General features: G+C 63.7%; 11 protein-coding genes. 3 read left to right on the top strand and 8 right to left on the bottom strand.

Annotated features, from left to right (window positions below; genetic code table 11):
* Window positions 1-7: 7 nt before the first annotated feature.
* On the bottom strand, window positions 8-427 hold the full coding sequence (locus MUO32_RS03825) for a hypothetical protein (protein WP_257946898.1): 420 nt from the start codon (window positions 425-427) through the stop codon (window positions 8-10).
* On the opposite strand from MUO32_RS03825, the gene MUO32_RS03820 reads away from it, so the two are divergent.
* Window positions 426-590 carry a hypothetical protein gene (locus tag MUO32_RS03820; RefSeq protein ID WP_257946897.1) on the top strand — a complete coding sequence of 55 codons (165 nt, stop codon included), beginning with the start codon at window positions 426-428 and terminating at the stop codon, window positions 588-590. The genes MUO32_RS03825 and MUO32_RS03820 overlap by 2 nt on opposite strands.
* 181 nt (window positions 591-771) lie before the next feature.
* Here the strand turns inward: MUO32_RS03820 and MUO32_RS03815 are convergent, their stop codons facing one another.
* The 7 genes from MUO32_RS03815 to kdpF form a co-directional block, all read right to left on the bottom strand.
* Window positions 772-1212 (bottom strand): PTS sugar transporter subunit IIA, encoded by a 441-nt coding sequence (locus MUO32_RS03815; protein WP_257946896.1) that lies wholly within the window; start codon window positions 1210-1212, stop codon window positions 772-774.
* Window positions 1213-1240: 28 nt separating this feature from the next.
* Window positions 1241-1933, bottom strand: a complete 693-nt coding sequence (locus tag MUO32_RS03810; protein ID WP_257946895.1) for a response regulator transcription factor — start codon at window positions 1931-1933, stop codon at window positions 1241-1243.
* A complete protein-coding gene (locus MUO32_RS03805) occupies window positions 1930-4635 on the bottom strand; it encodes a sensor histidine kinase KdpD (protein ID WP_257946894.1) in 2706 nt (901 codons plus the stop codon). Before MUO32_RS03805 ends, MUO32_RS03810 begins: the two co-directional genes overlap by 4 nt.
* Window positions 4636-4694: 59 nt before the next feature.
* Window positions 4695-5261 carry a potassium-transporting ATPase subunit KdpC gene (kdpC, locus tag MUO32_RS03800; protein ID WP_257946893.1) on the bottom strand — a complete coding sequence of 189 codons (567 nt, stop codon included), beginning with the start codon at window positions 5259-5261 and terminating at the stop codon, window positions 4695-4697.
* A 12-nt stretch (window positions 5262-5273) separates the two neighbouring features.
* Window positions 5274-7322: a potassium-transporting ATPase subunit KdpB gene (kdpB, locus tag MUO32_RS03795; protein WP_257946892.1), complete on the bottom strand. Its 2049-nt coding sequence runs from the start codon at window positions 7320-7322 to the stop codon at window positions 5274-5276.
* Between the two features lie 186 nt (window positions 7323-7508).
* Complete coding sequence (gene kdpA / locus MUO32_RS03790) at window positions 7509-9212, bottom strand: potassium-transporting ATPase subunit KdpA (protein WP_257946891.1); 1704 nt, start codon at window positions 9210-9212, stop codon at window positions 7509-7511.
* A 31-nt stretch (window positions 9213-9243) separates the two neighbouring features.
* Window positions 9244-9333 carry a K(+)-transporting ATPase subunit F gene (gene kdpF, locus MUO32_RS03785; protein WP_244761761.1) on the bottom strand — a complete coding sequence of 30 codons (90 nt, stop codon included), beginning with the start codon at window positions 9331-9333 and terminating at the stop codon, window positions 9244-9246.
* Between the two features lie 404 nt (window positions 9334-9737).
* Between kdpF and corA the strand changes: the two genes are divergently transcribed.
* Together corA and MUO32_RS03775 are read left to right on the top strand one after the other, a co-directional pair.
* Window positions 9738-10703 carry a magnesium/cobalt transporter CorA gene (gene corA / locus MUO32_RS03780; RefSeq protein WP_257946890.1) on the top strand — a complete coding sequence of 322 codons (966 nt, stop codon included), beginning with the start codon at window positions 9738-9740 and terminating at the stop codon, window positions 10701-10703.
* 136 nt (window positions 10704-10839) lie between these two features.
* Window positions 10840-12738: a potassium transporter Kup gene (locus MUO32_RS03775; RefSeq protein ID WP_257946889.1), complete on the top strand. Its 1899-nt coding sequence runs from the start codon at window positions 10840-10842 to the stop codon at window positions 12736-12738.
* Window positions 12739-12953: the final 215 nt, after the last annotated feature.

The raw sequence follows: 12953 nt of genomic DNA, 5'->3' as shown, positions 1-12953 counted from the left end.
GTTCCTTTCAATGTTTGACCGGGCGGGAACGGTCGAGCGTCACGAGCGCGGCCATGATGGCCGCCACCCGGTCGATATGGATGGCGACGGCGCGAGGCACGGCCCCATCCGACAGGATGCGGGCGACCCAGCAGCCGTCCACGCTTTCCAGCCGGTCGAGGCGGCAGGCAGGACGTGCGGCGTCGACGAGGGCCTGGCTTGCGGCCACGAGGTCTTCGCGCTCCATCAGCACGCGGAAGAGGTGCCGGAACTCGCTGTCGTCGCGGGCCTCGGCGAGAGACGGTAGGGTTCGCAGGATTTCCCACAGGTGATGTTCGCGCAGGCGCCGGACGTTGGCGATACGGTCCGCAAGCGCTTCGGCCGGTGGGAGATCGGCCTCCGCCGCATAGCGGCGCACGGCGCTTTGCGATGAGGAAAGTTTAGGCATGGAGGACCCCGAAGACCATCGCGGCGGCGAGAAGGAGAGCAACCAGCCCGGCCCAAGCGGCGAGCGGCAGGGCACGCGCCGTGTCATCTCCGCGCGGGGCATTCAGACGGGTCTGGTCGTGCATGCGCACGCGATGATGGAGAAAGATCATCCGCGTCGATAGCGGTGGAAAATGATGGTCCGTCAGTTCTTTGCGCATGGCGGCACCTCTGCTGTGGTTCGCCGTGACCGGCCGCCGGAATGAGGCGTCGATCACGTCGATCTCAAGCTAAGCGCCGGCGGATAGTTTCTCGATTGGAGTGCCGAGGCAAAAAAATAGGAAAAGCATAGGGGAGCCCCTGCTGCTACGGCCGGGTGAGCAGGACGAAGATTTCTTCTGGGCTCCTGGCAGCGCGAATGGCATGGACCGTGGCATCGTCGCGCAGCTGGCGCGCGAAGCAGGAGAGGATGTTGAGGTTCTGCCCTGCGGCGGGCGACAGCAGCAGGACGACGATATCGACAGGAATGTCGTCCACGGCTTCGAAGTCGATCGGCCGGGCAAGCCGGGCGACAATGGCGAGGGTCTTCGGCAGTCCTTCGACCAGCGCGTGCGGAATGGCGATGCCCCGTCCGATGCCGGTGGAGCCAAGACTTTCACGGGCGGAAAGGGCCTTTGCGAGGATGCCCGCCCCTATTCCGGTCTGCCGGGACGCCGTGTCGGCCAGTTGCTGCAGGAGCTTGTGTTTCGACACGGACGACAGGTCCACGACGACGTTCTCCAAAGCGAGATGGTCGCTGAGTTGCATGATAGGCTCCATGATAAAGTGGGGTGCGTCAGCTCGCGTCAACGAGCCTGTAGCCGACGCCGGTCTCGGTGAGAATGTATTGCGGCTGGTCCGGCGTGCGCTCGATCTTCTGCCGGAGTTGGCGGACATAGACGCGCAGATATTGCACGTCGGTCAGGCCGTCCCAGACATGTTCGAGCAGGTAGCGATGGGTCAGCACCCTGCCGGCATGCTGCACCAGGATGCGCAGGATGTCGTATTCCTTCGGTGAGAGTTTCACCTCCTGGCCCGCAACCTTGACGATGCGCTTGACGAGGTCGACGGAGAGCTCTCCGACCTGAAAGACCGGCTTTTCGCCGTGGGTTTGCAAGCGGTGGCGCAGCGCCACGCGGATGCGCGCGACCAGCTCGTTCATACCGAAGGGTTTGGTGATGTAGTCGTCGGCGCCGAGTTCCAGCGCCTTCACGATGCCGGCCTCGTCGGTGCGGCTGGACAGGATGACGATCGGCAGGTCCAGTCCCTCCCCGCGCCATTTGGCGAGCAGGTCATGCCCCGGCATGTCCGGCAGGCCGAGGTCGAGCACGATGAGATCGGGTTTTTCCGATTTGACCATCTCCACCGCCACCTTGGCGTTCATCGCCTCGCTGATGGCGTAGTCCTGCGTGGAGAGCCCGACGCGCAACAGCTTGCGGATCGGCGGCTCGTCATCGACGATGAGAATGCGGACAGCAGTGTTGGTCATTCGTTGCCTCCCAATAGGGGAATTTCAGCCGGAACCGGCATGCGGATCGTGAAGACGGCGCCGGAACGCTCGGTGCGGTTCGCAGCCGTGATCCTGCCGCCCATGGCCTCCACGAAGCCGCGGCAGATGGAAAGTCCGAGCCCCGTACCGGCCCGCACATGGTCGCCTTTGCGCACCCGGTAGAAACTGTCGAAGATGCGCTCGATGTCATCGGGGGGAATGCCGGGGCCTTCGTCAGAGACGCAGAGTAGAACGGCATTGCCGTCCTGCCGGCCGCTGATCTCGATCAGCGTATCCTCGGGCGCGTATTTGGCGGCGTTGTCGATGAGGTTGAACAGTACCTGCTCGAAGAGCACGGGATCGACCCGCAGCATCGGCAGCGTGTGCGGGATGCGCACCTCGATCTTGTGGTGGGAGATGATCTTGCCCGCGCGGGCGAGCGCCGAGCCGACGATGTCGCCGGCATAGTGCCAGGCGTAGTTCGGCTCCATCGCGCCGGAACCGATGCGGGTCATGTCGAGCAGGTTGGCGATGAAGCGGTTGAGCCGCTCGGATTCGTCGATGACGGTGGACAGAAGCTCGCGCCGCGCTTCCTCGTCAAGCTGCGCGCCCATATCCTTCAGCGTGTCCGCCGAGCCCATGATGGCGGCGAGCGGCGTCTTGAGATCGTGCGAAATGGATGTCAGCAGCGCCGTGCGCAACCTGTCTGTTTCCGCCGCGAGCCTGGCGCTGTCCACATCGGAGACCAGTTGGACGCGCTCGATGGCGAGTGCCGCCTGGTCCGACAAGGCATCGAACAGCCGCTGCTGGTCGGGCGTCAGGATAGGCCCCTGCCGGTCGTTGTCGAGGCCGATGACACCGACCGCCTCGCGCCCGGTGCGCAGGGGAAGATAGAGCCGCTTGGCGCCCGGAAGCGTATCGGCGCCGCGGCCGGCCGGACGATTGTGCTCCCAGGCCCATTTCGCCGCGGCGATATCGGCATCGACCAGCGTGTCATCGGGCGGATAGCCGGCTTTGACCACCACCGAACCGCCTTCCGGCAGCAGGATGACAACCCTGACCTTCAGCATGGAGGCAATCTGGAAGGCGGTCGCCCAGAGAACGTCGTCGAGCGTGCCCGTGCCGGCGAGTTTCTTGGAGAAGAGATAGAGGTCTTCCGTCGTGCGCGCGCGCTGCCGGGCGGCGGCGGCCTGGCGCTGCACGGCAGCGGTGAGGTTCGAGGCCACAAGGGCGACACCGAAATAGAAAAACAGCGCCACGAGGCTTTCAGGGTCGCGAACCGTAAAATTGTAGCGCGGTTCCAGAAAGAAGAAGTTGAACGCGAGCGCGCCGAGCACGGAGGCGAAAAGGCCGGCGCCGAGCCCGCCGCGCACGGAGGCCGCGAGCACCGCCATCAGGAAGACAAGCGCCAGGTTTTGCACGTCGAGCGTCTGGTCGAGCGCGATGCCCGCAAGGATCGCAAGCAGCACGAAGACGACACCGAGCAGGTAGGGCCGGACGCTGAAGGGTTGCGGCGCCTGGGCGCTCTTGACGCCGCGCCGCGGCTCGCCCTCCTTCACCTCGCCGGAAATGACGTGCACGCTGATATCGCCGGCATAGCGGATCAGGTCCTGGGTGACGGAGCCATACCAGATTTGCCGCCAGCGTGACCGGCTCGGCCGACCGACGACGATATGGGTGAAGTTGTTGGCATTGGCATAGGCGATGATTTCGCGTGAGGGCGAGAGCGCGGGCAGCGTCACCGTCTCGGCGCCGAGCTGTTCGGCAAGCCGCATGTTGGCAGCGAGCCGATCCTTGTCCTCGTCCGAAAGACTGATTGCCTGCGGCGTTTCGAGATGCAGCACCGCCCAGGGCGCGCGCAGCCGGTCCGCCTGGCGTCGGGCATAGCGCACGAGGCTGGCGCCCTCGTGGCCGCAGTCGAGGCAGACCAGCAGGCGTTCACCTGCCGCCCATGGCCCGGAAATGGCATGGGCCTGCATATGGTTGAGCAATTGCTCGTCGACCCGCTGGGCGGTGCGCCGCAGGGCCAGTTCGCGCAGCGCCGTCAGGTTGCCGGGCGAAAAATAGTTCTCGATCGCGCGCTTGGCCGTCTTCGGCACATAGACCTTGCCGTCGGCGAGCCGCTTGATCAGGTCGTCGGGCGTGATGTCGATGATCTCGATATCGTCGGCCCCGTCGATGATGGAATCCGGAACGGTTTCGCGCACCCGGATGCGGGTGATCTGCGCGACGACGTCGTTGAGGCTCTCGACATGCTGGATATTGAGGGTCGAATAGACGTCGATGCCGTGGGAAAGGATTTCCTGCACATCGAGATAGCGCTTGGGGTGGCGGCTGCCGGGCGCGTTCGTATGGGCGAGTTCATCGACGAGGACGAGGGCCGGCCGACGTGCGAGGATCGCATCGAGGTCCATCTCTTCGAGCCGCTGGCCGCGATAGTCGATCTGATGGCGGGCGATGACCTCGAAGCCCTCGACGAGCGCCTCCGTCTCCTTGCGGCCGTGCGTTTCGACGACGCCGATGACGACATCGGCGCCGTCTGCCCGCCGTGCCCGGCCGGACATCAACATTTCATAGGTCTTGCCGACGCCCGGCGCCGCACCGAGGAAGATTTTCAGGCGGCCGCGCGCGGCCCGCTCGGCGCGGTCCAGCAGGGCGTCTGGCGACGGCCTGTTTTCACTCTTGCGATTGTCGTCCGGCATGACTTTTCACCCAGTTTCTCCGACCGGCCGGCAGGCCGGTCGGAGACGCCCATTTCAGGTTACGAACGGGCCTCGTCAAGCGCCATGTTGAGGCGCAGGACATTCACCACAGGTTCGCCGAAGAAGCCGAACTGCCGGCCTTCGACGTGCTGCTCGACAAGGGCGCGCACCGCCGTCTCGTCCATGGTCCTTGCCTTGGCGACGCGCGCAACCTGGAAATAGGCGGCTTCCGGCGAAATGTGCGGATCGAGGCCGCTGCCCGACGCGGTGACGAGATCGATCGGTACGTCGGCATTCGGATTGCTCGCCTTGGCGGCCTCGTAGTCCGTCTTCACCCGATCGACCAGCTTCTGGCTGGTCGGGCCGAGGTTGGAGCCGGACGAACCGGCGGCGTTGTAGCCGTCGCCAGCCGCCGAGGGCCGCCCGTGGAAATAGGTCTCGCCTGCGAAGGCCTGGCCTATGAGTGTGGAACCAACCACCTGGCCGTCCTTCTCGATCAGGCTGCCATTTGCCTGGGCCGGGAAGACGGCCTGCGCGATGCCGGTCATCGCGGCGGGATAGAGCAGGCCGGTGATGGCAGTGGTGGCGAGGATCATGACGATCGCGGGACGCAGTTGCTTGAACATGGTGTTCGTTCCTTAGACGAGGCCGAGGGCGGTAATGGCGACGTCGATCGCCTTGATGCCGATGAAGGGCACGATGATGCCGCCGAGGCCATAGATGAGAAGGTTGCGGGAGAGCAGAGCACCGGCGCCGACGGCGCGGTATTTCACGCCTCTCAACGACAGCGGAATCAGCGCGATGATGATGAGCGCGTTGAAGATGATCGCCGACAGGATCGCACTCTGGGGGGTCGAGAGGCCCATGATGTTCAAGACGCCGAGCTGCGGATAGAAGGCGAGGAACATGGCCGGGATGATGGCGAAATACTTCGCGATGTCGTTGGCGATGGAGAAGGTCGTCAGCGCGCCACGGGTCATCAGGAGCTGCTTGCCGATCTCGACGATCTCGATGAGCTTGGTCGGGTCGCTGTCGAGGTCGACCATGTTGCCGGCCTCGCGGGCGGCGACGGTGCCGGTATTCATGGCAACGCCAACATCGGCCTGGGCGAGCGCCGGCGCGTCGTTGGTGCCGTCGCCGCACATGGCGACGAGCTTGCCCTTGGCCTGTTCCTCGCGGATGAGCTGGAGCTTGTTTTCCGGTGTCGCCTGGGCGAGGAAGTCATCCACGCCTGCTTCCGCGGCGATCGCCGCCGCCGTCATCGGGTTGTCGCCAGTGATCATCACTGTGCGGATGCCCATGCGGCGCAGTTCGGCGAAACGCTCGCGAATGCCGCCCTTGACGATGTCCTTGAGCTGGATGACGCCGAGCAGCTTGCCGTCGCGTGCAACCGCAAGCGGTGTGCCGCCCGCCTTGGCGATCTCCTCGGCAATTGCCTGCAGTTCGCGCACGACATCCGAGGGCACGGCATTGCCGACATAGGCGAGCACGGCATCGACCGCGCCCTTGCGGATCTGCGATCCCTCGAGATCGACGCCGCTCATGCGCGTCTGGGCGGTGAAGGGCACGAAGGTCGTCTTGAGGCTTGCCATGTCCCGGCCGCGAATGCCGTATTTCTCCTTGGCGAGCACGACGATGGAGCGTCCTTCCGGCGTCTCGTCGGCAAGCGATGCGAGCTGGGCCGCGTCGGCGAGATCCTGCTCGGTGACGCCGCGCACCGGCGCGAAAGCGGTCGCCTGACGGTTGCCGAGCGTGATGGTGCCGGTCTTGTCGAGCAGCAGCGTATCGACGTCGCCCGCCGCTTCCACCGCACGGCCGGACATGGCCAGCACGTTGAAGCGTACGAGGCGGTCCATGCCGGCAATGCCGATGGCCGAGAGCAGCGCGCCGATGGTCGTCGGGATCAGCGTCACGAACAGCGCGACGAGAACGATGACCGGGATCGAGCCGCCGGCGTAGGCAGCAAAGCTCGGAATGGTCGCCGTCGCCAGCACGAAGATCAGCGTCATGCCGGCCAGCAGGATGTTAAGCGCGATCTCGTTCGGCGTCTTCTGGCGCTCGGCGCCTTCGACGAGCGAGATCATGCGATCGAGGAAGGTGGAGCCGGCAGCGGCGGTGATGCGCACCCGGATCCAGTCGGACAGGACCTGGGTACCGCCGGTGACGGCCGAGCGGTCGCCGCCGGATTCACGGATGACCGGGGCGGATTCGCCCGTGATCGCCGCTTCGTTCACCGAGGCGATGCCCTCGACGACTTCACCGTCGGAGGGGATGATGTCGCCCGCCTCGACGAGCACGAGATCGCCGACCTTGAGGCTGGTGCCGGGCACCATCTTGTAATCGGTGGTGCTGTTTGCGGCCAGCAGCTTGGCCTGGGTTTCGCTGCGGGCGCGACGCAGAGAGTCGGCCTGCGCCTTGCCGCGGCCTTCGGCGACGGCTTCGGCAAAATTGGCGAAGAGCACGGTGAACCAGAGCCAGAGGTTGATCTGGAAGGAGAAGCCGAGATCGCCGCGGCCTGTAATGAGGTCGCGCAGGAAGAGCACGGATGTCAGCACCGAGACCGTCGCCACGACGAACATGACCGGATTGCTGGCGAGCGTGCGTGGATCGAGCTTGGTGAACGCGGCACCGATCGCCGGAACGAGAATGCGAGTATCGAGGATGCTCGCGGATTTAACCTGGCTCATAAGAGACTCCAGCGTTGATAGAGGGCGCGGTCAGCCGCGCAGGAATTCGATGATCGAAACGATCGCGATCATGGCGGCCAGCATCACGAGAATGACGTTGGATGCACACCATCGGCGCGGCATTCCGCCCCGGCGTACCGGGGCGGAAGAGGAAGGTCTTGTCACGTGACGCGTCATGGCCGTTCCTCAGAAGGTCTGTCCGGCGAGCATGGCGAGGTGTTCGACCACGGGACCAAGGGCGAGCGCCGGGAAGAAGGTAAGGCCGCCGACGATGAGGATCGTACCGACGAGAAGGCCGACGAAAAGCGGGCCATCCGTGGGGAACGTGCCTGCCGAGGCCGGCACCGTCTTCTTGGCGATCAGCGAACCGGCAATCGCCAGCGCCGGGATGATGACGAGGAAGCGCCCCATCAGCATGCCGAGGCCGAGCGTGATATTGTACCAGGGCGTGTTGCCGGTCAGGCCGCCGAAGGCCGAGCCGTTGTTGGCCGCAGCCGACGTATAGGCGTAGAGGATTTCGGAGAAGCCGTGCGGCCCCGCCGTGCCGATCGACGCGACCGCCGAAGGCAAAACACTCGAAATCGCCGTGAAGACCAGCATGGCGAGCGGCAGGCAGAGGATGGCGAGCACGGCCATCTTCATCTCTTTCGCCTCGATCTTCTTGCCAAGATATTCCGGTGTGCGACCGACCATCAGGCCCGCCACGAAGACGGCGACGACGATGAACAGGATGATGCCGTAGAAGCCCGCGCCGACGCCGCCGACGATGACCTCGCCGAGCTGCATGTTGAGAAGCGGGATGAGGCCGCCCAGCGCCGTGAAGCTGCCATGCATGGCATTGACCGCACCGCAGGAGGCCGCCGTCGTGACGACCGCGAAGAGTGACGACAGGGCGATGCCGAAACGGGTCTCCTTGCCTTCCATGTTGCCGCCCTGCAGGCCGAAGGCGTGCATCAGCGAATTGCCGGAGGCTTCCGCCCAGTAGGTAATGGCGACACCTGCGACGAACAGCACGCCCATGGCGGCGAGGATCGTCCAGCCCTGGCGCTGGTTGCCGACCATGCGGCCGAAGACGTTGGTGAAGGCTGCGCCGATCGCGAAGATCGACACCATCTGGATCATGTTGGAGATGGCATCGGGATTCTCGAACGGGTGGGCGGAGTTCGCGTTGAAGAAGCCGCCGCCATTGGTGCCGAGCATCTTGATGGCAAGCTGCGAGGCGACCGGGCCGAGTGCGATGGTCTGCTTTGCACCTTCCAGCGTCGTGGCTTCCACATATGGGCCGAAGGTCTGCGGCACGCCGAGCGCGACATAGGCCGTTGCCAGCACGATGCAGATCGGCAGCAGGATGTAGAGCGTGGCGCGGGTCATATCGACCCAGAAGTTGCCGAGCGCCTTGCCCGAAGCGCCCGCGAAGGCGCGGATGAGTGCGATGGCGATCGCCATGCCGGTGGCGGCCGAAACGAAGTTCTGCACCGTCAACCCCGCCATCTGGGTGAGGTAGGACATCGTGCTTTCGCCGCCGTAGTTCTGCCAGTTGGTGTTGGCGACGAAGCTGATGGCGGTGTTGAACGACAGTTCAGGGCCGACGGCGGTCATGCCGGCCGGGTTGAGCGGCAGCCCGCCCTGCAGGCGCTGGAGCGCATAGAGCAGCAGCAGACCGGCCAGATTGAACGCCAGCATGGCGAAAGCATAGGTCGTCCAGCGCTGCTCTTCGCGCTCACTGGTCCCGGCCAGCGCGTAGAGGCCCCGTTCGATCGGAACGAGGACGGGGGAAAGAAATGTGCGCTCGCCGGCGAAGACGCGCGTCATGTAGCCGCCGAGCGGTTTGACGAGCGCCACGACGATCCCGCAGAAGAATAGGATTTGCAGCCATCCGATTAGGGTCATGGGAGGAAACTTTCAAAGCCCGGCCGCTTCATCAGAAGCGCTCGGGGCGGATGAGGGCATAGGTCAGGTAAAGGGTGAGGAAAACGGTGACCGCACCGCTGAAGACGTAGTCGAACAGCATGGCGCGCTCCTTACAGCCTGTCGCAGGCTTGGGTGTAGGCAAAGCAGAGGCCGAAGAAGGCGATTGCGGTGCCGATTAGAATGATGTCCATCATCGATCCGGACTCCTTTGTTGTGCACACGCCAAGACAAGCCCGCGTCGCCGCCGGTTGGGCGACGCCGAAGGGGCTTTCTGGCGCGGAGACGATCCCGTCTCGACGCCAGATATGCGTCCGAACCGGATAGGGGTTCGAGAGTGATCGGGGCGGAAAAAAATAGGAATCCTATAGGAATTTCGGCGCGTCACCGAAGGTTGCCTGCGGATCTTGTCGGAATATGCCGGTAAAAATGCCGCCTGCCGCTTGCCCTGGCGCGCCGGTCGGGCCACCTATGGCGGCTTGTCGCTGCTTGTTTTCGGACCCGCCCATGACCGTCGTCGCCGCCTTTTCCTATAAGAACGGAACCCGTGCCAATCCCGTCGAACTTGGCGAAGAGCGCTATGTGGCGGCAGAAGACGAGTTCGTCTGGATCGGCTTGACCGCACCGTCGGAGGACGAGATGGCGAAGCTGAAGGCGATGTTCGGTCTGCATCCCCTCGCCGTCGAAGATGCCTTGAATGGCCGCCAGGTGCCCAAAGTGGAGATCTATGGCGACCAATTGTTCGTGATCGCCAAGACCGCCCATCTGGAAGGCGACAAGATCGCCTATGGGGAGACGTGCATGTTCGTCGGCAAGCGGCACATCATCACGGTGAGACACGGCTCCGCCCGCGCTCACAAGGAGCTTCGCGAACAACTCGAGCAGTCGCCGAAGCTCCTGGAGCACGGGCCGGATTATGTGCTTCATGCGATCATCGACTTCATCGTCGACGGATACCTGCCGATGGTCGAGAAAATGGAAGACAATGTGCTGGCGATGGAAAAGCACATGCTTGCGTCCTTCCTCGAGCGCGAGCAGATCCGCCGGCTGTTTCGCATGCGGCGACAGGTCATCCTCTTCCAGCGTGTGCTGGGGCCGATGGCCGAAATGCTCGGCAAGCTCAGCCATCTCGAGCTTCCCTGCATCGACGACAATGCCAAACCCTATTTCCGGGATGTGCACGACCATATCAGGCGTGTCGAAGTGATGGTGTCGGGGCTTAGGGAGGTGATCACATCGGTTTTCGAGGCCAGCAACCTCCTGGAGCAGCAGCGGCAGGGCACGATCACGCGGCAACTGGCCGCCTGGGCGGCCATCCTCGCCGTGCCGACCGCGATTGCCGGTATCTACGGCATGAACTTCCAGTACATGCCCGAACTTCAAACGCGTTATGGCTATTTTGTCGTCCTGGGGATCATCGGGGTGGCCTGCTCCATCCTCTTCCTGCGTTTCAAGAAGGCCGGCTGGCTCTAGTTTTCGGCTCTGGACCGTGGTTTCGGTGGGAAACGTGCCCATTGCAACGGAATAGCCAAAGACACGATTTGCGTTCCATCTCGCGCTGCACCATATTCGCGCCACCGCATAAACCGACGCCGGAGACGTTTTCAACGTGTCGCACGCCACCTCGCACGATCGCAGTACCGACACCCGAAAGTTTCTCGTTCTTCTCCTCGGCTCGATCGGCGTCGTCTATGGCGACATCGGCACGAGCCCGCTCTATGCCTTTCGCGAGGCCCTCCGGCCATTTGTCTCCGACGGCGTGATCCGCGAGGAGGTCGTCATCGGCCTCATCTCGCTGATGATCTGGACGCTCACCATCATCGTCACCTTCAAATACGTGCTGTTCCTGCTGCGCGCCGACAATGACGGCGAAGGCGGGACGTTGTCGCTGCTGGCGCTGTTGATGAAGAAATCCGGCAGCTACATGCCTGTGCTGTTCTTCGCCGGGGTCATCGGGGCGGCTCTCTTCATCGGCGATGCGATGATCACGCCCGCGCTCTCCGTCATGTCGGCGCTGGAAGGCATGAAACTGGTGACGCCGGCTTTCGCCGACTATGTGCTCCCGCTGTCTGCGGCGATCATGGTGGGGCTTTTCCTCGTCCAGTCGAAGGGCACGGCCGCCGTTTCGAAATTCTTCGGTCCCATCACGGTCGTCTGGTTCCTTGCGATGGCCTGGGGCGGTCTCATCCATATCGGCGACAACTGGACGATCCTGCAGGCCTTGAATCCGCTGAATGCGCTCTGGTTCATTACGCATGCCGGTATTGTGGGGCTCATCGTGCTCGGTGCGGTCTTCCTCACCGTCACGGGCGCCGAGGCGCTCTACGCCGATCTTGGCCATTTCGGCCGCAAACCGATCCAGGTGGCGTGGTTCATCCTCGTCTTTCCGGCACTTGCGCTCAACTATCTCGGCCAGGGCGCCCTCGTGCTGACCCACCCGGAGGCCGTCGAGAACCCGTTCTACCTGCTCTATCCCGACTGGGCTCTGCTGCCGATCGTCATCCTCGCCACCATGGCGACCATCATCGCCAGCCAGGCGGTGATCACCGGCGCGTTCTCATTGGCCCGCCAGGCAGTGCACCTCGGCTTCCTGCCGCGCCTGATGATCAAGTTCACCTCCGAGACCAATACGGGACAAATCTATGTTCCCGCCGTCAACGGCGTGCTGTTCATCGGGGTCATCGTGCTCATCTTCTCTTTCGGCGATTCCGAATCGCTCGCGACGGCCTATGGCATCTCGGTGACGGGTGCGATGGTGGTGACGACGCTGATGGCACACCAGTTCCTGCGGCAGGTCTGGGGCTATTCGGTCGTGACCGCGAGCCTGCTGCTATTGCCGCTGCTCCTGATCGAAGGCGTATTCCTGATCGCCAACCTCACGAAAATCCACGACGGCGGCTGGGTGCCGGTCGTGCTTGCCGTCGCCATCATGCTCGTCATGTGGACCTGGACGCGCGGGTCGAGATACCTCAAGAACAAGATCGCCCAGAGCGATATTCCGCTCACGGATTTCATCGCGGCCCTCGAAAAGAAGTCGAAGCATGCGCCCGCGATCGTATCGGGGACGGCCATCTTCCTGACGAGCGTGCCGGACCGAACGCCTGCCGTTCTCCTGCACAACATCAAGCACAATCACGTGCTGCATGAGCGGAACGTCATCCTCACGGTCTGGACGCAGGACAAGCCCTATGTCCCGGATTCCGAACGCATCCAGATTCAGACCCTCAGCGAGCGTTTCATGCGGATCGACCTGACTTTCGGCTTCATGGAAGACCCCAACGTCACCAAGGCCCTCAGCGCCTGCCGGAAGAAGGGCTTCAAGTTCGAGATCATGAACACCTCGTTCTATCTCGGCCGACGCGTACTCGTGCGCTCGCCCAATGTCGGCCTGCCGGGCTGGCAGGAGCGGCTCTACATCGCGCTTGCCGATTTCGGCATCGATCCCTCCGACTATTTCAAACTGCCCGCCAACCGGGTGGTCGAACTCGGCGAACAGGTTGCGATCTGACGGCTTGACCTCCCGGAGACGAGGTCGGGCGCATCCCTTCATTAGCCACAATGGGGCCGTCGCCGTGTGAGATAGCGCGAGGCCGGGCGGCGGGCAGAGCGGGTCTGCCGCATGGTTGACCTATTAAACTTGACTAAGTTTCTCAACTTAGGCTATGGCGATCTCTCGCAAGGCATGCTCCGGCGCCATCACTCCGCCGCGGGCGCAAGCAGTAG

It is taken from the genome of Shinella sp. CPCC 101442 (genome assembly GCF_024704725.1).
Classification (GTDB): Bacteria; Pseudomonadota; Alphaproteobacteria; order Rhizobiales; family Rhizobiaceae; genus Shinella.
Note: the sequence above shows the minus strand (reverse complement) of the source record. Positions and strands in the feature narration are given on the sequence as shown.